This is a genomic window from Duganella sp. GW821-FHT07G03, assembly GCF_059418605.1.
Map to the genome: position 1 here is coordinate 117,372 of NZ_JBWKQE010000008.1, position 24,262 is coordinate 141,633.

The 24,262-nt window shown below is 60.7% G+C and carries 18 protein-coding genes; 11 read left to right on the top strand and 7 right to left on the bottom strand.

Translation table 11 applies throughout. The annotated features are described in order from the left end of the window. Positions 1–46: 46 nt before the first annotated feature. On the bottom strand, positions 47–328 hold the full coding sequence (locus AC07OK_RS13030; protein WP_229224665.1) for a hypothetical protein: 282 nt from the start codon (positions 326–328) through the stop codon (positions 47–49). 170 nt (positions 329–498) lie between these two features. Between AC07OK_RS13030 and AC07OK_RS13035 the strand changes: the two genes are divergently transcribed. After that, positions 499–1,467 carry a LysR family transcriptional regulator gene (locus AC07OK_RS13035; protein ID WP_494690707.1) on the top strand — a complete coding sequence of 323 codons (969 nt, stop codon included), beginning with the start codon at positions 499–501 and terminating at the stop codon, positions 1,465–1,467. Here AC07OK_RS13035 and AC07OK_RS13040 read toward each other — a convergent pair whose 3' ends face one another. Further along, on the bottom strand, positions 1,468–3,033 hold the full coding sequence (locus tag AC07OK_RS13040) for a methyl-accepting chemotaxis protein (protein ID WP_494690708.1): 1,566 nt from the start codon (positions 3,031–3,033) through the stop codon (positions 1,468–1,470). It abuts the gene before it with no gap. Between the two features lie 56 nt (positions 3,034–3,089). Beyond that, complete coding sequence (locus tag AC07OK_RS13045; protein WP_008443393.1) at positions 3,090–3,545, bottom strand: Lrp/AsnC ligand binding domain-containing protein; 456 nt, start codon at positions 3,543–3,545, stop codon at positions 3,090–3,092. Between the two features lie 212 nt (positions 3,546–3,757). Between AC07OK_RS13045 and putA the strand changes: the two genes are divergently transcribed. Further along, a complete protein-coding gene (putA, locus tag AC07OK_RS13050; protein ID WP_494690709.1) occupies positions 3,758–7,411 on the top strand; it encodes a trifunctional transcriptional regulator/proline dehydrogenase/L-glutamate gamma-semialdehyde dehydrogenase in 3,654 nt (1,217 codons plus the stop codon). Between the two features lie 55 nt (positions 7,412–7,466). Here putA and AC07OK_RS13055 read toward each other — a convergent pair whose 3' ends face one another. The 3 genes from AC07OK_RS13055 to AC07OK_RS13065 all read right to left on the bottom strand — a co-directional run bounded on the left by AC07OK_RS13055 (position 7,467) and on the right by AC07OK_RS13065 (position 11,942). Beyond that, a complete protein-coding gene (locus AC07OK_RS13055; RefSeq protein ID WP_494690710.1) occupies positions 7,467–8,108 on the bottom strand; it encodes a formylglycine-generating enzyme family protein in 642 nt (213 codons plus the stop codon). Positions 8,109–8,110: 2 nt separating this feature from the next. Continuing rightward, on the bottom strand, positions 8,111–8,818 hold the full coding sequence (locus AC07OK_RS13060; RefSeq protein ID WP_494690711.1) for a 5'-methylthioadenosine/adenosylhomocysteine nucleosidase: 708 nt from the start codon (positions 8,816–8,818) through the stop codon (positions 8,111–8,113). Between the two features lie 331 nt (positions 8,819–9,149). Next, entirely contained in the window at positions 9,150–11,942 is a 2,793-nt protein-coding gene (locus tag AC07OK_RS13065; RefSeq protein ID WP_494690712.1) for a bifunctional diguanylate cyclase/phosphodiesterase, read from the bottom strand. 389 nt (positions 11,943–12,331) lie between these two features. On the opposite strand from AC07OK_RS13065, the gene AC07OK_RS13070 reads away from it, so the two are divergent. From AC07OK_RS13070 to AC07OK_RS13105, 8 genes are all read left to right on the top strand, one after another. Next, positions 12,332–13,369, top strand: coding sequence for an NAD(P)H-dependent flavin oxidoreductase (locus tag AC07OK_RS13070; RefSeq protein WP_494690713.1), 1,038 nt, complete (start codon positions 12,332–12,334; stop codon positions 13,367–13,369). A 29-nt stretch (positions 13,370–13,398) separates the two neighbouring features. Continuing rightward, positions 13,399–15,027, top strand: coding sequence for a GMC family oxidoreductase (locus AC07OK_RS13075; RefSeq protein WP_494690714.1), 1,629 nt, complete (start codon positions 13,399–13,401; stop codon positions 15,025–15,027). A gap of 123 nt (positions 15,028–15,150) precedes the next feature. After that, positions 15,151–15,921, top strand: a complete 771-nt coding sequence (locus AC07OK_RS13080; protein ID WP_332852705.1) for an ABC transporter ATP-binding protein — start codon at positions 15,151–15,153, stop codon at positions 15,919–15,921. Then, a complete protein-coding gene (locus AC07OK_RS13085) occupies positions 15,921–16,628 on the top strand; it encodes an ABC transporter ATP-binding protein (protein WP_494690715.1) in 708 nt (235 codons plus the stop codon). The genes AC07OK_RS13080 and AC07OK_RS13085 overlap by 1 nt, the downstream gene beginning before the upstream one ends. Positions 16,629–16,691: 63 nt before the next feature. After that, positions 16,692–17,900: an ABC transporter substrate-binding protein gene (locus tag AC07OK_RS13090; protein WP_494690716.1), complete on the top strand. Its 1,209-nt coding sequence runs from the start codon at positions 16,692–16,694 to the stop codon at positions 17,898–17,900. Positions 17,901–17,992: 92 nt separating this feature from the next. Further along, entirely contained in the window at positions 17,993–18,877 is an 885-nt protein-coding gene (locus AC07OK_RS13095; protein WP_494690717.1) for a branched-chain amino acid ABC transporter permease, read from the top strand. A 10-nt stretch (positions 18,878–18,887) separates the two neighbouring features. Then, positions 18,888–19,871 carry a branched-chain amino acid ABC transporter permease gene (locus AC07OK_RS13100; RefSeq protein ID WP_494690718.1) on the top strand — a complete coding sequence of 328 codons (984 nt, stop codon included), beginning with the start codon at positions 18,888–18,890 and terminating at the stop codon, positions 19,869–19,871. 120 nt (positions 19,872–19,991) lie between these two features. After that, the gene (locus AC07OK_RS13105; protein ID WP_494690719.1) at positions 19,992–22,049 is read left to right on the top strand and encodes a 3-hydroxybutyrate oligomer hydrolase family protein; all 2,058 of its coding nucleotides are present in this window, start codon (positions 19,992–19,994) and stop codon (positions 22,047–22,049) included. A 3-nt stretch (positions 22,050–22,052) separates the two neighbouring features. On the opposite strand, the gene AC07OK_RS13110 is transcribed toward AC07OK_RS13105, so the two are convergent. Continuing rightward, entirely contained in the window at positions 22,053–23,219 is a 1,167-nt protein-coding gene (locus AC07OK_RS13110) for an iron-containing alcohol dehydrogenase (RefSeq protein ID WP_494690720.1), read from the bottom strand. Between the two features lie 145 nt (positions 23,220–23,364). Between AC07OK_RS13110 and AC07OK_RS13115 the strand changes: the two genes are divergently transcribed. Continuing rightward, positions 23,365–24,129, top strand: a complete 765-nt coding sequence (locus tag AC07OK_RS13115) for a sulfite exporter TauE/SafE family protein (protein ID WP_494690820.1) — start codon at positions 23,365–23,367, stop codon at positions 24,127–24,129. Positions 24,130–24,262 lie beyond the last annotated feature (133 nt).

Below are 24,262 nucleotides of genomic sequence, written 5' to 3' on the forward strand. Positions count from 1 at the left end.
GGGTGATCCCCTCGGTACCGCTGCTTATTATTTAGGCAGATTCGTCTTAGGCACGCGCGGCCATGGCGCGCAGTTCGGCGGCGTGGCTGGGATCGCGTTCCATCGCATTGAGCATGCGCTTGAGCATCATTGCATCGCGCATCTGGCGGCGCTGCAGCTGCTCTTCCTTGCTGCGCTTCGGCTTGATAACCAGCATGGCGGCACGCGCCAGGCCGCGCAGCAGCGGTTTGAACAGGACGATCAGCGCGCACACGGCGCCGCTGACCAGCGCCAGCTCACCGGCGGCGACCAAGGAAAAATTTTGTACGATTGAGATGATGGTAGACATGTTGTAGCACTGCATTTAGAATCAAGTGTAACTATAGTGCAGCGCAACATAAGTATCCAATTTACTTCCCCGATAACAATTATTCGTTTGGTGAATGGGATGCTTGTTATTGACGTGAAATCCATATTTCTCGATACTGTACCGATCCCAACCCCACATCCCGAGCCGACATGAGCTTTTTGACGCTGGACTTGAATTTGTTACGCGTCTTCGACGCCGTGATGACAGAGCAGAACCTGACACGCGCCGCCGGCCATTTGGCCATGACCCAACCCGCCGTCTCCAACGCCATCAAGCGCCTGCGCGAGAGCCTGGGCGACGAATTGCTGATCCGCACCGCCTACGGCGTCAAGCCGACCCCGCGCGCCGAGGCGCTGTGGCCGTCGGTGCGCAGCGCGCTGGCCAGCCTGGAAGCGGCGGTGGCGCCGGAAACCTTCGACGTCTCGGCCGCCCACGCCACCTTCCGCATGGCGATGGCCGACGCCACCGCCGCCTTCTGGCTGCCGTCGCTGATGCGCTCGATCGAGAGCGAAGCGCCGGGCGTCAACGTGCGCATGGTGCCGCTGACCACGCGCGAGCCGCGGCCGATGCTGCTGCGCGGCGATATCGACCTGGCGGTGGGCTTCTTCCCCGGCGTGGCGGCGCAGCTATCATATGAGACCGGCTCGCCGATCCGCCATGAACGGCTGTATTCGGGACATTATGTGTGCGTGATGCGGCGCGACCATCCGCTGTCCAAGGTCGAGCTGAACCTGGACAACTATTGCAAGGCCAATCACCTGCTGGTGAGTTTTTCCGGCCGCGCGCACGGCCTGGTGGACGAGGCGCTGGCGCAAATCCAGCGCGAGCGCCGCATCCTGCTGACGGTGAACCAGTTCTTCACCGCCGGCCGCGTGGTGGCCAATTCGGACCTGATCACCGTGCTGCCGCGCCACCTGATCGCCTCGACCGGCATGACCGACGCGCTGATTTCCAAGGAATTGCCGTTCACCTTGCCGGCCGTGCACCTGGACATGCTGTGGCACGAGCGCGATGCCCGCAGCCCGGCCCACAAGTGGCTGCGCATGCACCTGGAGGGCATGAACACCGTGGCCCAGCGCACCGCGCCGGGCACGGCGCCCAAAAACGATACCTACTGATTACTGGTGGCTGGAGCGGTAGCCGATGCGGAAACCGCCCCAGTGCTTGCCGTTCACATAGATCGGCGCCGACAAGTCGTGCATCACTTCGCCGGTATCGCGCTTGTAGGTTTGCAGCAGGAAGGGCTTGGTGTTTGCGCCGCAGCGCTTGCCGGTGCGGTCGCTGAAGATGCGCTTGGTGCGGTTGTTGACCATATCGACGTCGTAATTGCCCGTCAGCGGCTGCGAAAACTTCTTGTTGTGGGTCGGGAAATAGCCGTTGTTATCCACAGCGCCGGCATAGGCCAGCTGCGGCATGGCCGCCAGCAAACCTTCCTGCAACTGCGGCAGCGCCCGGTCGGTGAAATCGTCGAAGCGGGTCTTGTGCTTGGGCGGGTCGGTGTTCGGGATAGCCGTGTAGCCGCGGTCGAACAACGCATCGCGCGTGATCTTGCCGGAAGCGACAGCCGCCTCGAAAATCCGTCCCACCTGCTCGGCCGCCTGCTGCGCGGCGATGCGGATCGCATCGTGCGAGGTGACGATCGACGATTCCCCCAGCGCGCCGGTGATGACTTCAGCCCGTTCCGCCAGCGCCATCGCCGAACTGGCGGCGCGCGGCAATTCCTTCTCTGTGGATAACAGGCTGTCGCGGATGCTGGCGATGGCCGTGGCGATTTCTTCCGTGGTGGCGACATGTTCGCGCGACGCCCGGGCGATCTCGCCGATCTCTTCCTCCGACACGCCCGACGACCGCTCGATGTTGCCCAGCAAACCATGCACCGTTTCGACGTTGCCGGCCGCTTCGCTGACCTTCAGCGCCAGCGAATTCATGCCGGTGGCGGCCTGTTCGGCCTGCTGATTAATCTCGCGCACCATGGTGCTGATTTCGTCGGTGGCTTCCTTGGTGCGCAGCGCCAGCTGGCGCACCTCGCTGGCGACCACGGCAAAACCGCGCCCCTGTTCGCCAGCGCGCGCCGCCTCGATGGCCGCATTCAGCGCCAGCAGGTTGGTGCGGGCCGAGATTTCGCTGATGGCTTCGGTAAAGCCGTAGATTTTGCGGGAATTGGTCTGCAGGCTGGCCATGACGGCCGCCGCGGTCTGCGCATCCTGGCGCGCCGTATTGATGCGTTGCAAGCCGTGATCGGCCTCGGTGCGGCCAGCGACCGTCTCGCCGCGCACCTGGGCGGCGATCTTGGCGGCGCGCTCGGCATTGGCGGCAATGGCGGCGGTGGCCTGCGCGTTGTGGGCTGCGCTGCGCACGATCACCTCGGCCGTGCCGACGTCCAGTTCGATTTTCTTTTTGACCGAATCGACGAAATACGAGGTTTCCGCCGCGCCGATCATGATGGCGTCGATTTCGTCGCCGACCACCTGGGCGAAGCGGCGCACGCCGCCCTCGTCCTGATTCAGGCCGGCGGCCCACCGGGCCAGCAAGGCCCCGGTCAGCGCCGCCGGGGCCGCCGTATAGGCCAGCGCGGCGCCGTCGCCAACCGTCAGCTTGAACAAATATGCAAGGCAGGTACCACCAGCCGTCGCGCCCAAAATCCACAATCCACGTTGCACCAGCTTGTGCTGCAAAAGCTTCATCTGTCCCCCGTTTTACCAGGCGCCTTGGGCGTCTCGACTAATTTATTTCCCTGATGCTATTTTATGGGTAACTTGGTGGTATTCTTCACCTCTTCCATGACGGCGTAGGTATGCGTTTCGCGTACGCCCTTCTGGAGCAGGGTTTTACCCAGGAATTCGCGGTAGGCCGCCATGTCCTTGACGCGGGCTTTGACCAGATAGTCGAAGCCGCCGGCAACCATATGGCACTCCAGCACTTCCGGTATCACCTGCACGCTGTGTTTGAAGGCGTCGAACACTTCGGGTGTCGTGCGATCGAGCACCACTTCGATGAAGACGAGCAGGGACACATCCAGCAGCTGCGGATTCAATTGGGCCGTGTAGCCCATGATGTAGCCGGATTCGTGCAACTTGCGCACGCGTTCCAGGCAAGCGGCTGGTGACAGGTTCACCCGCGCCGCCAGCTCCACATTGCTGATGCGGCCATCGCTCTGCAATTCCATCAAGATTTTTTTGCTGATCTTGTCTAACATTTCCGGGAACTCCCAAATAAATATTATTTGGTTAAATTGTCGCACTAAAAACAATCTATTGCTAGTCCCCTGCAATACCAGAATTAATCCAGAAGAAATCACACTACAATCGAATCATCAGCAGTTGACTCAGATTCACGCTCGCCGGCACTTGCAGGCAGAGCGTTTTTTTGTAATCAGCTGCGCCCAAATTTTCCTTCTGAGAGTAATCAATGCAAGCAGCAGCAGCCACCGGTTTTACCCCTTTCGCCGCCATGCAGGCCGAAATCCTGCGCGACCCGATTCCCCTGCGCGCAGCAGTGACGGCGGCCTATCGCCGTGACGAAGTCAGCGCCGTTCAATGGCTGCTGGAACAAATCAAGAACAACGACGCCGGCACCCTGCAACAGGCCCAGCAATTGGCACATAAACTGGTCAGCTCGGTGCGCGAACAGCGCACCCGCGCCTCCGGCGTCGACGCCCTGATGCACGAGTTTTCGCTGTCGTCGGAAGAGGGCGTGGCGCTGATGTGCCTGGCCGAAGCACTGTTGCGTATTCCCGACAACGCCACCGCCGACCGCCTGATCGCCGACAAAATCAGCAAGGGCGACTGGCGCAAGCACCTGGGCGAATCGCCTTCGCTGTTCGTCAACGCCGCCACCTGGGGTCTGCTGATCACCGGCAAGCTGGTGTCCACCAGCAGCGAAACCGGCCTGGGCTCGGCGCTGACCAAGCTCATTTCCAAGGGCGGCGAACCGCTGATCCGCAAAGGCGTGGACCTGGCGATGCGCATGCTGGGCAACCAGTTCGTCACCGGCCAGACCATCGATGAGGCGATCAAGAACGGCCAATCCAACGAGGCGCGCGGCTATCGTTATTCTTATGACATGCTGGGCGAAGCGGCGCTGACCGAGGCCGACGCCAAGAATTACTACGCCTCTTACGAAACCGCGATCCACGCGATCGGCAAGGCCTCGAACGGCCGCGGCATCAAGAACGGTCCCGGCATTTCGGTCAAACTGTCGGCGCTGCACCCGCGCTACAGCCGCGCCCAGCGTAGCCGCGTGATGGAAGAACTGCTGCCGCGCGTGCGCGAACTGATGCTGCTGGCCAAGCACTACGACATCGGCCTGAACATCGATGCGGAAGAGGCCGATCGCCTGGAACTGTCGCTGGACCTGGTCGAAGCGCTGGCCTACGACCCCGAGCTGGCCGGTTTCGAAGGCATCGGCATCGTCGTGCAGGCCTACCAGAAGCGTTGCCCCTTCGTCATCGACTTCCTGATCGACCTGGCCAAGCGCAGTGGCCGCAAGTTCATGGTGCGCCTGGTCAAGGGCGCGTATTGGGATGCCGAGATCAAGCGCGCCCAGGTCGACGGCATGAGCGGCTATCCGGTCTACACCCGCAAGGTCTACACCGACGTGTCCTACCTGGTGTGCGCGCAAAAGCTGCTGGCTTCGACCGGCGTGATTTATCCGCAGTTTGCCACCCACAACGCGCAAACCCTGTCGACGATCTACACCTGGGCCAAGCGCGACGGCGTGACCGACTACGAATTCCAGTGCCTGCACGGCATGGGCGAATCGCTGTACGACCAGGTGGTCGGCAAAAACAATCTGGACAAGCCGTGCCGCATCTACGCACCGGTCGGCACCCACGAAACACTGCTGGCCTACCTGGTGCGCCGCCTGCTGGAAAACGGCGCCAACTCGTCCTTCGTCAACCAGATCGTCGACGAAGCGATCCCGGTCGAATCGCTGGTCAAGGACCCGGTCGCCCAGGCGCGCGAACAGGGCGGCCTGCCGCACACCGGCATCGCCCTGCCGCTGGACATGTTCGGCGACCGCAAGAACTCGGCCGGTTTCGACCTCGCCAATGAAGACGTGCTGCGTAAAATTTCGGCAGAACTGGCCGTGCCGCGCAGCTGGCGCGCCGCGCCTTTGCTGGCTGGCGGCCTGAGCACCGGCCAGCCGACGCAGGACGTGACCAACCCGGCGCAACGGAGCGACATCGTCGGCCAACTGGTGGAAGCGAGCGCCGCCGACGTGGAAACCGCGCTGACCAGCGCCAGCAATTTCGCCATGGATTGGCAGACCACCGAACCGTCGCTGCGCGCCGCCGCACTGAACCGCGCCGCCGACCTGTTCGAAACCAACGCCATGGAACTGATGACCCTGGCGATCCGCGAAGCCGGCAAATCGCTGCCGAACGCCATCGCCGAGCTGCGCGAAGCGGTCGACTTTCTGCGCTACTACGCCGGCGAAGTGCATGGCTCGACCAACACCCTAGCGCTGGGTCCGGTGACCTGCATCAGCCCTTGGAACTTCCCGCTGGCGATCTTCACCGGCCAGGTGGCCGCGTCGCTGGCGGCCGGCAACGTGGTGCTGGCCAAGCCGGCCGAGCAAACGCCGCTGATCGCCCACCGCGCCGTCGAGCTGCTGCACGAAGCGGGCATTCCACAAGCCGCGCTGCAATTCCTGCCGGGCCGCGGCGAAGTGGTCGGCGCCGCGCTGACCGCCGACGCGCGCGTCAAAGGCGTGATCTTCACCGGCTCGACCGAAGTGGCGCAGCTGATCAACCGCACCCTGGCCAAGCGCGCCGTCGCTGAAAACGCCGATATCCCGCTGATCGCCGAGACCGGCGGCCAGAACGCCATGATCGTCGATTCGTCGGCGCTGCCGGAACAGGTGGTGCAGGACGCGATTTCGTCGGCCTTCGACAGCGCCGGCCAACGCTGCTCGGCGCTGCGCGTATTGTTCCTGCAGGAAGATATCGCCGACAAGACCATCAAAATGCTCAAGGGCGCGATGCAGGAACTGAAAGTCGGCTGCCCGGACCGCCTGGTGACCGATATCGGCCCGGTGATCGACGCCGAAGCCCAGCAAAACCTGCTGGCGCACATCAACAAGCTGAAGGCGACCGCACTGAACTATTTCTCGCTGGACCTGCCTGCCAGCGTGACCGCGGCCGGCACCTTCGTGCCGCCAACCGTGCTGGAAATCCGCTCGCTGTCCGAACTGACGCAGGAAGTGTTTGGCCCGGTGCTGCACGTGATCCGCTACAAACGCGCCGATCTGCCGAAGCTGATTGAGCAGATCAACGAAAGCGGCTACGGCCTGACGCTGGGCGTACACTCGCGCATCGATGAGACCATCGACTACATCACCTCGCGCGCGCATGTCGGCAATATCTACGTCAACCGCAACATCGTCGGCGCAGTGGTCGGTGTGCAACCGTTCGGCGGCGAAGGCAAATCCGGCACCGGCCCGAAAGCCGGCGGTCCGCTGTACCTGAAACGTCTGCAACGCGGCGCCATTACCAGCGCCCAGCACGAGAGCCAAGCAACGCCAGGCCTGGATGCACTGGCAGTCTGGTCAAAAACACACGGCCACGAACGCGCCGCAACCCTGGCCGAGCAATACGGCCGCACCACGATGCTGGGCAGCGTGACCGTCTTGCCTGGCCCGACCGGTGAACGCAACACGCTGGCGCTGGTCGCGCGCGGTTCCGTGGTGTGCGCGGCCGCTACCCAAGCCGGCCTGCTGAACCAGATCGCAGCGACGCTGGCGACCGGCAATATTGCGCTGCTGACGGCGGAATCGTCCAAATTGCTGCCGGCGGACCTGCCGGCAGCGGTCAAGGACCGCGTCCAGGTGGTTGGCACCCTGGACAGCTTCGCTGGCGATTTCCAGATCGCGCTGGTGGAGACGATGCTGGTCGCCGGCCTGCGCACCTCGCTGGCGGCCCGTAGCGGGGCGCTGGTGGGCTTGATCGACACCAACGAGGATGGCGCCATCCCCCTGTGGCGTTTGCTCGCTGAGCGCGCTCTGTGCGTGAATACGACGGCAGCCGGCGGCAACGCCAGCCTGATGACGCTGGACGCATAAAGTAACGATCACCTGTTGTTGTTTTGGGGGCCGGGATAAAACCTGGCCCTTTTTTTTACGCCTGCGATCTGACGAGGCGGAATCCGAGGTCGTCAATGGCATACGTGGGATGGCTGCGGCGGCGGTTCGTCGCCAGGCAGCCGCGTTCGGCGTCCGACCAGCCACCGCCCCGGAATACCCGATACAGGCCATAGACCTCGGGATCGTATTGGTCTTCGCACCACTCCCAGACATTGCCCAGCATATCGTGCAGTCCCCACAGATTGGGCTGCTTCAGGCCCACCACACAGGAACGGCCGCCGGAATTCTCCCGATACCAGGCGATGTCGTCGAGCTTGCCATAGCATGGTCCGTTGGTTCCGGCACGGCATGCATATTCCCACTCCGCCTCGGTGGGCAGGCGATAGCCGTCACTGCCGGGAATGCGAGTGGCGCTGTCTTCATGAAGTTCGTAACATGCGCTTAATCCTGCGCGAGCCGACAAGGTATTGCAAAACCGGACGGCGTCGATCCAGGAGACGTTTTCCACCGGGCTGTGCGGGGAATCGTGGGATGCCGGCCAGGCGCCGCTGACCTCCGCATATTCGGCTTGCGTGACAGGATAACGGCCGATCGCAAACGATGGAAGTTCAACCACCCATGCGCGACCGGTTCGATCATCCCGCATGGCGATGCTCCCAGCCGGAACGATCACCATTTCTACGTATTTTCCGCTGGATGAGCGGCCTTGCAGAAGTTTTCAATCACCTCAAAAGCGTAACGCGAAGCCACGGTTTTGATGAAATGCATGAAATCGACGGCCGCATCGTCATTGGCGTTGTCCGAGATCGTGCGGATGATGGCAAACGGAATGCCCAGCTCGAAACACACTTGCGCCACCGCTGCGCCTTCCATTTCCACTGCCAATAAATCAGGCAAAGCGGCTTTCAGCGCCTGAATTTGGGCCAGTTTGCCTATGAATTGGTCACCACTGGCGATCAATCCCCGGTGTACCCGCGTGGTTTGTGCGGCTGCGACAGCCAATCGCTGGGTCAGGGCAGTGTCGGTCGCGAAGCGCGACAAGCCTGTCAGCGGGATCTCAAACTGTGGAAAAAGCGGGCTGGCATCGAAATCATGCTGAACCAGCTCTTCAGCGACGACGATATCCCCGACTTGTACATTTTTATCCCCGCTTCCAGCAACCCCGGTGAAGACGATGTGGGTAACTCCGAACTTTTCCACAAGGATGGAAGCTGTCATCGCTGCTGCAACCTTGCCTATACGCGACAGAACGCACACAGCGTCGATTTCCCAGAGTTTCCCACCCGTGTACTCCCGCATGCCGTGGACGAGCTTGTAGGGGCTCTCAAGGGCTTCTATCAGCCCGTGCTGTTCTTCAGCTAAAGCGCTGATGATGCCTAAACGCATAGTTTTCCTTGGTTTGTAAAGGTGGAGGCTGTGGATTTCGTACTGCTTGTCCACAGCAGTTTACAAAAAACGATCGATTTTAAGACGTTTTTTGTGGTCAGGAGTGTTTTCAAAACACGAGCAGGCCTTCAGATTCGCGTTTTACGGGTTTAGTAGTTTACAAAAGATTTATATAAAAATAGTAGTAATAGTAAACGACCAAAAGCCTGTGGATAAGTCATGTATACGTTTACAAATCATTCGTTTACGAGAAAGATAAGCGCTTGCATAAACGCTGTACCAGTTCAGGAGCAATTCTGTATAAAATGGCGGCCCTTGGACAACTTCATCCTTACTCACAAGTCGTCCTGTGGATATCCAGCGAGTTATTCACAGGTGCCTGCTCGCTTTTGATCTGTTTTTCCAGTTCTTCGCCCGAAATCGGCTTGGAAATCAGGTATCCCTGCCCTAAATCGCATCCAGCGGCTGTCAGAGCCGCCAGTTGTTGAGGTGTTTCGATGCCTTCGGCGATTACTTTGATGTTCAGCTTGTGCGCCATGGCGATAATTGCCTCGCAAAGTACGATGCCGTCGGTGCCGCTGGACAGATTTGAGACAAAAGTTGGGTCGATCTTTATGTAATCGATATCGAAACGCTTTAAAAACGCCACCGAGCAGTAGCCGGTGCCGAAATCGTCCAACGAAATCTGCATATGGGCATGTTGGAAAGCCAACATCCGCTCCGAAACCGAGTTCGCGGTGTCCAAAAGCAAGTTTTCCGTCACTTCGATGATGATGCTGTTGGCATTCAGGTGCAGTTCCTGGAGAAATTCCAGCCATTGCTGGTAGTTGCTGCCGTCGTCACGGAACTGCCAGGCCGATTTGTTCACGCTGACCTGGAAATCAGGCAAACCCAGTGCCTGTAATTTCTGCACTTCCTGTGCCGCCTGCTTGAAAACCCAGTCGCCGATGCCGACAATCATGCCGCTGCTTTCCGCGATGCTGATAAATTCAGCAGGATTGAGCAGTCCGCGCACCGGGTGCTGCCAGCGCACCAGCGCTTCCGCCTTGCAAATCTTGCCGCTGGCCAGGTCGATAATTGGCTGGAACAAGATCCGCAATTCGTTGTGATTGACCGCTTCGCGCAATTCATTGACCAGGGTCATGCGCACACGCGTGGCTTCCTGCATGAACGGAGCGAAATAATTGAAGCGGTTGCGGCCCTGTTGCTTGGCTGCGTACATGGCCTGGTCGGCGTTTTTGATTAAAGTTTCAGCATCGGCGCCGTCTTCAGGGTAGAGCGTGATGCCGATGCTGCTCGAAATACGGGCAATATGCTTGTCGCCGTCATTGCCCAGATTAAACGGCGTGCTCATTTGCTTAAGAATTTCCTGGGCTGTACGGACCACATCGCCGGCGTTATGCAACTCGCTGAGGATGATGGTGAATTCGTCGCCGCCCAATCGCGCGACCGTATCGGTGCCGCGCACGGTGCTGGACAAGCGGCTTGCCACTTCTTTAAGCAGCAAGTCGCCTTTGTCATGGCCCAGGGTGTCGTTAATTTCCTTGAAGTGGTCGAGATCCATGAAAACCAGCGCCATCGGCAGATGGGAGCGGTCGGTTTTTTTCATTTCCTGGCGCAGATGCTCGTGGAACATGCGCCGGTTCGGCAAACCGGTCAGCGCATCGAAATTGGCCTGGCGCCAGATCAACTCCTCCGATGCTTTCTTCTTCGTGATGTCGCTCAACAGCGCGACATAGCGGAAGGGATTGCCCACTTCATCGTAGACGGTGTTGAAGCGCATCGCGACCAGGTAGTCATCGCCGTCTTTATGCTGGTGCCAGAGTTCGCCTTCCCATTGTCCGGTTTGGGCGATCGATTCGAACATGCGGGTGAAGAAGTTGATGTCCTGCCGGTTGGTCGTCAATTCATAGCCTCGGTGGCCGATGACTTCTTTCTCCGTATAGCCGCTCAGCAGGGAGAAGGCTGGATTCACGGTCAATATGCGTCCATCGGCGTCGGTGACCATCATGCCTTCGCCGCTATTTTGGAAAAGCAGGGCTGCCAGCTTCATGGATTCTTCGTTTTTCTTGCGCTCTTCTTCGTTGGCCAGCAGCTTTTGCTCCATTTCGCGACTGGCGGCGTACAAGGCGCGAAAGCGTAGCTCGCGTTCTTCCTGCTTGGTGTAGGTGCGCAGCGAAAAATGACCGGCACCTGCCATCAGTATCAGCAACATGATTAAACCAGCGCCAGCAATCAGGTAGTTTTGCTGGAGCAGTCTGGCCGATTCCAAATCGTTGCTGCCTACGACGATGATCAAGGGAAGGTTTTCAAATACCCGATAACTGAACACGCGGGTGAGGCTGTCGGCATTGCTGACGGTTTTGAAAGTGCCCGAACTGGCGCGACGTACGTTGTCGAACAGGTCGGTCGGTCCCAGGTCGCGGGCAAATGTTTGTTCGAAATTGGGTACGCCAGCGATCACTTTGCCGCCGCTGTGCATCAGCGTGATCGAGATATCGGAACTGAAGCGCGAATTTTCAAAGACCGTGACATAGCGGTTGACGTTGAGGGGCGCAACGATCACTCCCAGGAATTCACCCTTGGAGCTTTCCACTCGACGGCTGAGAAAAAGCAGCCGTTGGTTGCTGCGTCGTCCTATTGCCGGTACGCCAATGAACAATTTGCCACGCATGGCGACATCGAGATGGGCTTTGAAGTAATCGCGATCTCCGTATTTTGTGCCGGAAATGTTGTTGCCAGTTGAGGTGGCGACCGCTTCGCCTTTTGTATCGAGGAAACTGATCCAGTATTCGCTGTTGAAGCCTGAACCGCGCGACGACAACAATTCCGACATTGTTTCGGGTGAGCGTCTTTGTTGAGCAGTCAGGACTTTGATGGCGTTGGCAAATCCCATCAGCGACAAGTCGATGGACTGTATCGAGTACAGCACATGCGCTTCCATCGCTTTGACGTAGTGCTCGGTCTGGGTTTTGACGGCGAGTTCGCGTTCGACGTAGGCGGTGCGGAATTGAGAAACGACCACAGCAATGGCAAGCGCAGCCATGAGGAAAAGGCCGGTGATCAGACGTCGCCGAAAGCGCAGATAAGCCGGCGACCGCATATTTTTGCGCTGTGAGGACAAAATGTCTCCGCCAGGGGCTGTTTGTTTGCGAATCCAGTATAGGGGAAAGCAGATGTTGGTGAAATCTTATTTCCGTTCCAATGGGGTATCAGGCCGTTCAGGCCCGTGCGCCTGTGGTTTTTGGGTTTATGGTTTACTCTAAAGATGTATATATAAAAATAGTAGTAGTTGTTAACGCAGACACTTTTCTGTGGATAAGTGCTCATTTTGGATTAAAATCAGGCGTTTACGGGCTGCATAAGCGGGCGAGAAAGCCGTGTATGAGCAAAGAACTGTTTTGGGATAAGAAAAAGCGTCCCCAAAAATTTTTTGTTTACTCACATTTCGTGCCTGTGGATATCCATAGACTTATCCACATGTCGTAAACGCCACTTTATGCGAGAAATCCGATGAATTTGACATCAATTTTTCCTCATCCCATCATCCAGGGACCGACTGCCGGCGGCAATAACACCCCCGCGCAAGTGGCTGCGGTTTCCAATGCAGGCGGATTGGGTTCGCTGGCTTGCTCCTTACTTTCGCCGGACATCATCCGCACTCAGACCGCACAGATCCGCGCCCTGACCGACAAGCCGTTTTGCCTGAATTTCTTCGTGCTGGAAACCCCCAAGCCGGATCCGGACGAAGTTGCCCGCGCCATGGAATGGCTGAAGCCGATCGCCGCGTCGTTGGGCTGGACCGAAGTGCCCATGCCCGCCAAATGGTGCGAAGACTTTGCCGCCCAGTTTGAAGCGCTGATTGAATTGCGTCCTGCCGTGGCCAGTTTTACCTTCGGCATCCTCAGCACCGAGCAGATCCGCCGCCTGCATGACGCCGGTATTTTCGTCATCGGCACCATCACCCACGCCGACGAGGCGCTGGCCTGGCAGAGCAGGGGCGCTGATGCGGTGATCGCTTCCGGCACCGAGTCCGGCGGCCATCGCGGCACCTTCATCGGCGCGCAGGAAGACGCCAAACTGACCACTTTCGAGCTGCTGCCGACCATCGTCGAGGCGGTGCATATTCCCGTGATCGCCGCTGGCGGCATCATGGATGGCGCCGATATCAAGCGCGCGCTCGATGGCGGCGCCCAGGCGGTGCAAATGGGCACGGCGTTCCTGGTGTGCGACGAATCGTCGATCAATCCGATTTACAAGCAGCGTTTGCTGACGGCCGGCGATCATCCGACCCGGCTGACGCGCACCTTTTCCGGCCGCTATGCACGCGGCCTGGAGAACCGATTCATGCTTGAAATGGCTACGGTGGAAAAACAAATCCCGGCCTATCCGATACAAAACGCACTGACCGGCGCCATCCGGGCGGAAGCGGGCAAGCGCGGCGAGACGGAATTGATGTCGCTGTGGTGCGGCACCGGCGTCGCGCGCGCCCGGCCGATGCCGGCGGCAAGACTGGTTGAAACATTGCTGGCGGAGATAGCGGCCGCCTGACCGAAACAGCACTCTTGGAGGAGAAGTTTTTGGAATCAGCAGGCATTTACGATTACATCATTATTGGTGCAGGCTCGGCGGGCTGCGTGTTGGCAAACCGGCTGAGCGCGAACAGAAACGCGAATGTCCTGCTGATCGAAGCGGGTGGACGAGATGATTATGTGTGGATCCATATTCCCGTTGGTTATCTGCATTGCATAGATAATCCGCGGACCGACTGGATGTACCGCACCGAAGCCGATCCGGGCCTGGGTGGGCGCAGCTTGCTCTACCCGCGCGGCAAAGTCCTGGGCGGCAGTTCCTCCATCAACGGCATGATCTACATGCGCGGCCAGGGCAGCGACTACGACCGCTGGGCCGAGCTGACCGGCGATGACAGCTGGCGCTGGGAGTCGGTGCTGCCGCTGTTTAAAAAGAGCGAGGATTATCACGGCGGCGCTTCCGAATTGCATGGCGCCGGCGGTCCGTGGCGGGTGGAAAAGCAGCGCTTGTCGTGGCAAATCCTGGACGCGTTTCGTGATGCGGCGGAGCAGGTCGGCATCCAGAAAGTGGACGACTTCAATCGCGGCGACAACGCCGGTTGCGGCTATTTCGACGTCAATCAAAAACGCGGCATCCGCTGGAATACGTCGAAGGCGTTTTTGAAACCGGTGTCGATGCGGCCCAACCTGACCATCATGACCGGCTGCCACGTGGAACGTTTGCAGATCGAAATGAGCGATCGCGGTCCGGTGTGCAAGGGCGTGATTTTCACCGGCGGCGGCACGCAATTCAACGCCACCGCCGACAAAGAAACCCTGCTGGCGGCTGGCTCCGTTGGTTCTCCACAAATTCTGCAATGCTCGGGCATCGGCGCGGCCGACAGCTTGCGCCAGCATGGCATCGAGCCGCTGGCCGATCTGCCCGGCGTCGGCGAAAACCTGCAGGACCATCTGCAACTGCGCATGATCTACAAGCTCGGCGGTGGTGCGCGCACGCTGAACACGATGGCCGCCAGCTGGTACGGCAAGATGAAAATCGGCCTCGAATATGCGATGTTCCAGAGCGGTCCGATGTCGATGGCGCCTTCGCAGCTGGGCGCTTTTGCCCGTTCGGACGCCGCGCAGGCCACGCCGAATCTGCAATATCACGTGCAGCCGCTGTCGCTGGAAAAGTTCGGCGAACCGCTGCACGCCTTCCCCGCATTCACGGCCAGCGTGTGCAATTTGCGGCCGACCTCGCGCGGCCATGTGCGCATCGCCAGCGCCGATTCATATGCCCCGCCGAAAATTTCGCCGATGTATTTGAGCACGCCGGAAGACCGCAAAGTCGCCGCCGCCGCCCTGACCTTGACGCGCCAGATCGTCGCCGCGCCGGCCTTGCAACGCTACGCGCCGGAAGAATACAAGCCCGGCATTCAATACCGCACCGAGGAAGAATTGGCCCGGGCGGCAGGCGAAATCGGCACCACGATTTTCCATCCGGTAGGCACCTGCAAAATGGGCCGCGCCGACGATCCGACCGCCGTGGTGGACAGCGCGCTGCGTGTAATTGGCGTACACGGACTGCGCGTGGTGGACGCTTCCGTCATGCCGTTCATAACCTCCGGAAATACCAACTCTCCCACCATCATGATCGCAGAGAAAGCTTCAGAACTGATCCGTTCAGAGTGGAAATGAAACCCTGTGCCCGCTAGGCCTAGATCAAAAGCGGACCGTAGTTATACTGTATTGTTAGCCAATTTGTTACTGTGTATGATCTAAAAAAATTTAGTAGTTTGAAAAGAATAACAAGGAGACAGGATGTCCGGCGTTATCTTGGAAACAAAGCATCTGACCAAGGAATTCAAGGGATTCACCGCGGTCAATGATGTGAACTTAAAAGTGCAGCGCGGCCACATCCACGCGCTGATCGGCCCCAATGGCGCCGGTAAAACCACGTGCTTCAATCTGCTCACCAAATTCCTGGTGCCGACTTCTGGCCAGATCCTCTTCAACGGCAAGGACATCACCGCCGCCAAGCCGGCGCAGATCGCCCGCATGGGCGTGATCCGGTCGTTCCAGATTTCCGCGGTGTTCCCGCACCTGACGGTGCTGCAGAATGTCCGCATCGGATTGCAGCGCCAGCTCGGCACCAGCTTCAATTTCTGGCAGAGCGAACGGTCGCTGAGCAAGTTGAACGACCGCGCCATGCAGTTGCTGGCCGAGGTCGACCTGACCGAATTCGCCGACACCGTCACCGTCGATATGCCTTACGGCCGTAAGCGCGCTTTGGAAATCGCCACCACGCTGGCGATGGAACCGGAGCTGATGCTGCTGGACGAACCGACCCAGGGCATGGGCCACGAAGACGTGCACCGCGTGACGGAATTGATCAAGAAAGTGTCAGCCGGCCGCACCATCCTGATGGTCGAACACAATATGAAAGTGGTGTCCGGCATCTGCGACAAGATCTCCGTTTTGCAGCGCGGCGCGATGCTGGCCGAAGGCACTTACGCCGAAGTTTCAAGTAATCCACAAGTGATGGAAGCCTACATGGGTACCGAAGCCGCCGTACTGGAAGGAGCCCACTGATGACGGCCGCTCTGGAAATTACCAACCTGCAGACCTGGTACGGCGAATCGCATATTTTGCACGACGTGAACCTGACGGTGCAGCCCGGCGAAGTGGTCACGCTGCTGGGCCGCAACGGCGCCGGCCGCACCACCACGCTGCGCGCGATCATGGGCCTGACCGGCGCCCGCAAGGGCTCGATCAAGGTCAACGGCGAGGAGGCGATCGGCATGCCGACGCATAAAATCGCCCACCTCGGCATCGGCTATTGCCCGGAAGAGCGCGGCATATTCTCGTCGCTGTCGACCGAGGAAAACCTGATGCTGCCGCCGCAGCTGGCGACCGGCCAGAAGGGCATGTCGGTCGAGGAAATCTACGCGATGTTCCCCAACCTGGAAGAGCGCAAGCACAGCCAGGGCACCCGCCTGTCGGGCGGCGAGCAACAGATGCTGGCGGTGGCGCGCATCCTGCGCACCGGCGCGCGCCTGCTGCTGCTCGATGAAATCTCCGAAGGCCTGGCGCCGGTCATCGTGCAGGGCCTGGCCCGGATGATCACCACGCTCAAGGCCAAGGGCTACACCATCGTCATGGTGGAACAGAATTTCCGGTTTGCCGCCCCGCTGGCGGACCGGTTTTATGTGATGGAACACGGTCAGATCGTCGAGACCTTTGTTGCATCGGAATTGAGCGCCAAGATGCCGGTGTTGACCGAGCTTCTGGGTGTCTGAAGTTTGCAAGGCAAGTGTAAAAAAATAAGCAATAACACTACTTCTTGAACCAACGGAGACAAAATGAAACTTAAAGCCATCACCATCGCAGCCACCGCCGTGTGCGCACTCGGCCTGTCCTTTGCTGCCCAAGCCCAGGTTTCCGGCGACACCATCAAGATCGGCCTGATCACCGACATGTCCGGCCTGTACACGGACATCGACGGCGCCGGCGGTGCCGAGGCCATCAAGATGGCGATTGCCGACGCCGGCGTGGTTATCGCCGGTAAAAAGGTCGAGTTCATCTCCGCTGACCATCAGAATAAGGCCGACATCGCCGCCTCCAAGGCGCGCGAATGGTTCGACCAGCAGGGCGTCGACCTGCTGATCGGCGGCACCAACTCGGGCGCCAACCTGGCCATGGCCAAGGTCGCGGCCGAGAAGAAGAAAGTCTTCATTTCGATCGGCGCCGGCTCGGCCCGTTTGACCAATGAGGAATGCACGCCGTACACGATCCACTACGCCTACGACACCATCGCGCTGGCGCGCGGCACCGGCGGCGCCATCGTCAAGCAGGGCGGCAAGAGCTGGTACTTCCTGACCGCCGACTACGCCTTTGGCCAGTCGCTGGAAAAAGATACCGCAGAAGTGGTGAAAGCCAACGGCGGCAAGGTGCTGGGCGCGGTCAAGCATCCGCTGTCGGCGTCGGACTTCTCGTCCTTCCTGCTGCAGGCGCAGTCGTCGGGCGCGCAGATCCTGGGCCTGGCCAACGCCGGCGGCGACGCGATCAACTCGATCAAGGCCGCCAACGAGTTCGGCATCACCAAAAAAATGAAACTGGCCGGCCTGCTGATCTTCATCAACGACGTGCACTCGCTGGGCCTGAACCTGACCCAGGGCATGTACCTGACCGACGGCTGGTACTGGGATGCGAACGCCGACACCCGCGCCTGGTCGAAGCGCTACTTCGAGAAGATGAAAAAGGAACCGTCGATGCTGCAAGCGGCCGACTACTCGGCGGCGGCCAACTACCTGAAGGCGGTCAAGGCCGTCGGCAGCGACGACACCGACAAGGTCATGGCCTACCTGAAGGCGAACAAGATCAACGACATGTTCGCTAAGAACGGCGTGATCCGTCCGGACGGCCGCATGGTGCACGATATGTACCTGATGGAAGTGAAGAAGCCGTCGGAATCGAAATATCCATGGGATTACTACAAGGTCGTCGCCACCATTCCGGGCGACCAGGCGTACGCCACCAAGGCGGAAACCAAATGCTCCCTGTGGAAATAAGCTGAGTTGTACACAGGCCGGGCGCCCTTGCCCGGTCTTTTTCTGGTGCCACGCCTGCCCGTCCGGGACGGCGATCTTTATATTGTGATCTCATGGAAATATTCGGCTACCCCTTGCCCATGATTATGAGCCAGCTGATGCTGGGCCTGGTCAACGGCTCCTTCTATGCCATGCTGTCGCTCGGCCTGGCGGTGATCTTCGGCTTGCTGAACGTGATTAACTTCTCGCACGGCGCGCTGTACATGATGGGCGCGTTTGTCGCCTGGATGGGCATGGCCTACCTCGGCCTGAACTACTGGGTGATGCTGGTGCTGGCGCCGCTGGTGGTCGGCGTGTTCGGCATCATCATCGAAAAGACCATGTTGCGCTGGCTCTACAAGCTGGACCATCTTTACGGCCTGCTGCTGACCTTCGGCATCACGCTGCTGGTCGAAGGCGTGTTCCGCTCGTTCTACGGCGTGTCCGGCCAGCCGTTCCAGGTGCCGGAGGCGCTGGCCGGGGCGACCGACCTCGGCTTCATGGTGCTGCCGAACTACCGCGCCTGGGTGGTGGTGGCGTCGCTGGCGGTGTGTCTGTCGACCTGGTTCGTCATCGAGAAGACCAAACTGGGCGCCTACCTGCGCGCCGGTACCGAGAATCCCAAGCTGGTGGAAGCCTTCGGCATCAACGTGCCGCTGATGGTCACGCTGACCTACGGCTTCGGCGTCGCTTTGGCGGGCTTTGCAGGGGTGCTGGCGGCCCCGGTGATCCAGGTGCAGCCCCTGATGGGTCAGAACCTGATTATCGTCGTATTCGCCGTTGTAGTGATCGGTGGCATGGGGTCGATCATGGGCTCCATCCTGACCGGTCTCGGCCTGGGCATTATCGAAGGCCTGACCAAGGTGTTCTACCCCGAGTTTTCGTCGACGGTGGTGTTCCTGGTGATGGTCATCGTGTTGCTGATCCGTCCTGCCGGCTTGTTCGGCAAAGAAAAATAAGAGGCCGTAGATGAACAAAAATATAGGTTACCTGATCGCCTTCGCCGTCGCGCTGGCGGCGCCGTTTATCGGCTATCCGATCTTCCTGGCCAAGCTGTTGTGCTTTGCGCTGTTCGCCAGCGCCTTCAACTTGCTGATCGGCTTTACCGGTTTGCTGTCGTTCGGCCACGCGGCCTTCTTCGGCGCCGCCGGCTATGTGGCCGGCAACGCGATGAAGATGTGGGGCTGGCCGGTCGAGCTGGGCCTGCTGGCCGGCGTCGTCGCCGGCGCGCTGGTCGGCCTGGTGATGGGCGCGCTGGCGATCCGCCGCCAAGGCATCTACTTCTCGATGATCACGCTGGCGCTGGCGCAGATGGTGTACTTCGGCGCGCTGCGCGCCGGCGAGTTCACCGGCGGCGAAGACGGCCTGCAAGGTGTTCCACGTGGAAAATTGCTGGGCCTGGTCGACCTGTCCAACGATACCGCGCTGTACTTCTTCGTGCTGGGTGTGGCGGTGCTGGCCTTCATGCTGATCGTGCGCACCGTGCATTCGCCGTTCGGCCAGGTGCTGAAGGCGATCAAGGAAAACGAGCCGCGCGCGATTTCGCTGGGCTACGATGTGGATAAGTACAAGCTGCTGGCCTTCGTGCTGTCGGCCGCGCTGACCGGCCTGGCCGGCGCGTCCAACATGCTGGTGCAGGGTTTCGAAACGCTGACCGACGTGCACTGGAGCATGTCGGGCCTGGTGATCCTGATGACTCTGGTCGGCGGCATGGGCACGTTTGCCGGTCCGATGCTGGGCGCCATCCTGATCATCGCGCTGGAAAACAAGCTGGGCGATTTCGGCATCTTCATGGTCGCCCATACCGGCATCGAATGGTTCAACACCATCGGCGAAGCGGTCAACATGGTGATCGGCTTTATCTTCATCGTTTGCGTGCTGTTGTTCCGGCGCGGCATCGTCGGCGAGATCGTCGCCAAGTTCGCCTTCAACAACGGCAAAAAGCCAGCTTGATGTAGCACACACGCCGGACGTTCTGTCCGGCGTTTTTTTTTCATCGGTAGTTAGTTTCGTCTGGCCGCCGGCCCGAGTGGGAGTAGTCCGTCTGTAACTTTTATCGACATAGAGGATGACATGCATATCAACAAAATTACGCTGGCGCTGGCCGGCATTGCGCTGACCGCTTGCGGTGCCAATGAACACGACACGGCCGAGGATTTGAACGTGCTGCCGGCGTACCTGGGCACCATCAGCAGCAAGACCTACGACGGCGCCACCGACGATTTGCTGACCGCCGGCCTGGGCGCGACCGGCCTGGCCGGCGCCACGCCTGCCTATGCCGACCCGGCCAATCCCACCGCCGCCGAGCTGCGCCGCAATGCCATCTTCGCCAACTACCGCGCCGTGCTCGACATCAACGTCAACAGCGGCTACGGCAGCTTGTACGGCCCGAACGTGGACGCCAAGGGCGCGGTCGGATCGGGGCAGGGCATGATCGGCGGCACCGAGTACATCGCCTACTCGGACGACGGCACGGGCAACCAGAACGTCACGTTGATGGTGCAGATACCTACCGGCTTCGACATCAACAATCCCTGCATCGTCACCGGCACCTCGAGCGGATCGCGCGGCGTGTACGGCGCCATCGGCAGCGCCGGCGAATGGGGCCTGAAGAACAACTGCGCCGTGGCCTACGCCGACAAGGGCAGCGGCACCGGCCTCTACACTTTCGACGACGACAGCGTGAACCTGCAGAACGGCGTGCGCGCCAGCCGCACCGCGGCCGGCAAGAACGCCATCTTCGCACCGGCATTGAGTGATGCCGACCGCGCCGCGTTCGCCTCCTCGTCGCCGGCGCGCATCGCCTTCAAGCACGCGCACTCGCAGCAGAACCCGGAAAAGGATTGGGGCAAGGTCACGCTGCAATCGCTGGAATTCGCCTTCTACGTGCTGAACGAAAAGTACGGCGTGCTGGCCAAGGACAATAAGAGCCACATCGTGCGCCTGACGCCGAAGAACACGGTAACGATTGCCTCCAGCATTTCCAACGGCGCCGGTTCGGCCCTGCTCGCTGCGGAACAGGACACCAAGGGCTTGATTGGGGGCGTGGCGGCCACCGAGCCGCAAGTGCAGCCCAAGGCCGCCACCGGCTACACGGTGCGCCAGGGCGGCGTCAACGTGACGGGGCAGGGCAAGGCGCTGTTCGACTACTCGACCTACGCCGCGCTGTACCAGCCGTGCATCGCCTCCACCGCTGCCGCGCCAGGCCGCTGCACGGCATTGGCCGCCAAAGGCTTGCTGACCGGCGCCGACCTGCCGTCGCAGCAGGCCGACGCCAAGGCCCGCCTGAAGGCTTACGGCTGGCTGGTGGACTCTGATGTGCTGCAAGCGGCGCACGCCGGCACCAACATCCTGGTGGCGGTGACGTATGCCAACGCCTACGGCAAATTCTCGGTGACGGACAAGGTGTGCGGATTCTCGTTCGCCGCGACCGATGCGACGGGCGCGCCGGTGGCCTTCACGGCGGCGCAAAAGGCCAGCAGTTTCGCCACGCAAAGCGGCATCGTCGGCAGCGTGGTCTATGAGAATTCGGTGGGCGGCGCCAAGGCCTACAGTCTTGGCGTGTCGCCGAGCAGCACGCTGGCGGACCAGTCGCTGGACGGCTTCCTGTGCCTGCGTTCGCTCGCGACGGGGGTTGACGCCGTCACCGGCGGCGCCCTGAGCGGGACGCTGGCAGCGCAGAGCGCGCGCGTGAAGGCGGGCATGGCGGAGGTGGCGGCGACCGGCAATCTGCATGGCAAGCCGGCCATCATCGTGCAGGGACGCAGCGATACGCTGATTCCGGTCAACTTTGCTTCACGTTCCTATGTAGGCCTGAACGCATCGGCAGAGGGTGGGGCGAGCAAGCTGCGCTACATCGAGGTGACCAACGCCAACCACTTCGACTCGTTCACCAACGCGCTGCCGGCCAATATCGTACCGCTGCATGTCTACCTGTTCCGCGCGCTGGATGCGATGCTGGCCAACCTGCGCAGCTCGGCCGTGGCGTTGCCGCCGTCGCAGGTGGTGCATACGGTGCCGCGCGCTGATAACACGACGCTGATCACCGTGGCCAATGTGCCGCCGATCGCCGCCGCGCCTGGCGCCAACGCCATCACGGTCAGCGGGACCACGGTCGATGTGCCGAACTAAGGCCTACAACGCTGCCGCGTAGATCGCCCTCGCATCGTCGCGCGTGACGGTACGGGGGTTGTTTCCCAACAAGCGGGTCTGGAGCATGGCGTCGTCCGCCAGCCGGTCCAGATCCGTTTCCTTGATCCCCACCTGCTGCAAGGTCCGCTCTATCCCCGTGATGGTGGCTATTTGTTGCATCGCAACAACCAGCGCCTCCGCCCTCGCCTCGACGCTGCCGCTGGCCTCGGGCACGACGATCTCCGCCAGTTCCGCATACAGCGTGGCCGCCTCCGGCGCATTGAAGCGCAGCACGTGCGGCAATACCAGCGAGTTCGACAGCCCATGTGGCACGTGGAATATGCCGCCGATCGGATACGCCAGCGCATGCACCGCCGCCACCGGCGCGTTGGAAAACGCCTGTCCCGCCAACATCGCGCCGAGCAGCATGGCCTGGCGCGCCGCCAGGTCGCGGCCGTTTTCGCAGGCGCGGATCAGGTTGGCCGAAAGCAGGCCCAGCGCCTTGCGCGCAAAGATATCGGACAGCGGGTTCTTTTTGTGGCGGCTGGTGTAGGCCTCGATGGCGTGCACCATCGCGTCGATGCCGGTGGCGGCGGTGACCATGGGCGGCAGGCCGATGGTCAGTTCGGCGTCGAGCAATGCCAGATCGGCATAGAGTTGCGGCGCGACGACGCCCATTTTTGTGGTAGTGCCGGTGGTGACGATGGCGATGTTGGTGACCTCCGAGCCGGTGCCGGCGGTGGTTGGAATCTGCACCAAAGGCAGCCGCGCGCCCTGCACGTTGCCGATACCGTAGATGGTGCTGAGCGGCTGGTCGCTGCCGGCCAGCACGGCGATCAGCTTGGCGACGTCCATCGAGCTGCCGCCACCGAGGCCGATGACGATGTCGGCCCGGTGCTTGCGGGCAGCCGCCACGGCATCCAGCACCACCTGTTCCGGCGGATCCGCCACGACCTTGGAATAGATCTCCACCGCTAAGCCGGCGGCGCGCAGGCTGGCGGCTGGAGTCTCGACCAGGCCGGTCGCCAGGAAGCCGGGATCGGTGACGAGCAGGGCGCGCCTGGCCGCCGGGAAGCGCTGGACGATATGCTCACCCAACCGTCCGGCTGCGCCGAGCTCGGAAACGATGTGGGCGACGGTGCTGAAGGCGAACGCTGGGAAGTCGGTCATGGCGGTTCCAGGGTGGTGGATTTCACGTGAAGCTTACCTCATGCCGGGGCCTCGTGCCTGCCGTGGCCTATGCAGGATGTGCATAAGCCGCTCCGAATTTCTTCCGTACAATGTAGCCTTCGCAATCGTTAAGGATGGCAAGGTGATGGTCGATTATCTGGTGTTGGGAGTGGCGGCGTTCGGTGCAGGCTTGGTGGACGCAGTGGTTGGGGGCGGGGGACTGATACAGCTCCCGGCGATGTTCTCGGTGTTTCCCAACATGGCGCCCGCCACGCTGATCGGCACCAACAAGCTGGCCAGCATCTTCGGCACCAGCGTCGCGGCGGTCAGCTATGCGCGCCGGGTTGCCATCGCCTGGTCGGTCGCCACGCCGGCCGCGCTGGCCGCGCTGATCTTCGCCTTCCTTGGCGCTTACACGGTGACCAAGGTCTCAGCCGAGTTCATGCGCCTGCTGCTGCCGGTGGTGCTGGTGGCGGTGGCTATCTACACCTTCGCCAAGAAGGACTTCGGCAGCGTGCATGCGCCCATCCACTCGGGTACCAGGGAGCAGACGCTGGCGCTGCTGATCGGCGCCGGCATCGGCTTCTACGACGGCTTCTTCGGCCCCGGCACCGGCAGCTTCCTGGTGTTCCTGTTTGTGCGTATCTTCGGCTTCGACTTCCTCGGCGCTTCGGCCGTGGCCAAGGTCGTCAATGTCGCGTGCAACTTTGCCGCGTTGGTCTGGTTCGGCTACAGCGGCCACCTGATCTGGCAGTTGGGCGCGACGATGGCGGTGGCCCAGATCGCCGGCTCCATCATCGGCTCGCGCATGGCGATGAAGCATGGCAGTGGTTTTGTACGCAAGCTGTTCCTGGTCGTGGTGACGATATTGATCCTGAAAACTGGCTACGATGCATGGTTGCGGTGGTGACACTGTTTCACGTGGAACAAAAAATGGGGCTCTTATTGGGAACGATAAGGGCCCCTTTTCAATGTTTCACGTGGAACAATTCAACAGTATTTTTTTGCTTAAAAAAGTCGCAGCCACAAAAAGACTCTATAAT

What these genes read in the sequence shown, in the direction of transcription:
- AC07OK_RS13030 (WP_229224665.1), bottom strand. Translation starts at nt 328, where the DNA reads ATGTCTACCATCATCTCAATCGTACAAAATTTTTCCTTGGTCGCCGCC.
- AC07OK_RS13035 (WP_494690707.1), top strand. Translation starts at nt 499, where the DNA reads ATGAGCTTTTTGACGCTGGACTTGAATTTGTTACGCGTCTTCGACGCC.
- AC07OK_RS13040 (WP_494690708.1), bottom strand. Translation starts at nt 3,033, where the DNA reads ATGAAGCTTTTGCAGCACAAGCTGGTGCAACGTGGATTGTGGATTTTG.
- AC07OK_RS13045 (WP_008443393.1), bottom strand. Translation starts at nt 3,545, where the DNA reads ATGTTAGACAAGATCAGCAAAAAAATCTTGATGGAATTGCAGAGCGAT.
- putA (WP_494690709.1), top strand. Translation starts at nt 3,758, where the DNA reads ATGCAAGCAGCAGCAGCCACCGGTTTTACCCCTTTCGCCGCCATGCAG.
- AC07OK_RS13055 (WP_494690710.1), bottom strand. Translation starts at nt 8,108, where the DNA reads ATGGTGATCGTTCCGGCTGGGAGCATCGCCATGCGGGATGATCGAACC.
- AC07OK_RS13060 (WP_494690711.1), bottom strand. Translation starts at nt 8,818, where the DNA reads ATGCGTTTAGGCATCATCAGCGCTTTAGCTGAAGAACAGCACGGGCTG.
- AC07OK_RS13070 (WP_494690713.1), top strand. Translation starts at nt 12,332, where the DNA reads ATGAATTTGACATCAATTTTTCCTCATCCCATCATCCAGGGACCGACT.
- AC07OK_RS13080 (WP_332852705.1), top strand. Translation starts at nt 15,151, where the DNA reads ATGTCCGGCGTTATCTTGGAAACAAAGCATCTGACCAAGGAATTCAAG.
- AC07OK_RS13085 (WP_494690715.1), top strand. Translation starts at nt 15,921, where the DNA reads ATGACGGCCGCTCTGGAAATTACCAACCTGCAGACCTGGTACGGCGAA.
- AC07OK_RS13090 (WP_494690716.1), top strand. Translation starts at nt 16,692, where the DNA reads ATGAAACTTAAAGCCATCACCATCGCAGCCACCGCCGTGTGCGCACTC.
- AC07OK_RS13095 (WP_494690717.1), top strand. Translation starts at nt 17,993, where the DNA reads ATGGAAATATTCGGCTACCCCTTGCCCATGATTATGAGCCAGCTGATG.
- AC07OK_RS13100 (WP_494690718.1), top strand. Translation starts at nt 18,888, where the DNA reads ATGAACAAAAATATAGGTTACCTGATCGCCTTCGCCGTCGCGCTGGCG.
- AC07OK_RS13105 (WP_494690719.1), top strand. Translation starts at nt 19,992, where the DNA reads ATGCATATCAACAAAATTACGCTGGCGCTGGCCGGCATTGCGCTGACC.
- AC07OK_RS13110 (WP_494690720.1), bottom strand. Translation starts at nt 23,219, where the DNA reads ATGACCGACTTCCCAGCGTTCGCCTTCAGCACCGTCGCCCACATCGTT.
- AC07OK_RS13115 (WP_494690820.1), top strand. Translation starts at nt 23,365, where the DNA reads ATGGTCGATTATCTGGTGTTGGGAGTGGCGGCGTTCGGTGCAGGCTTG.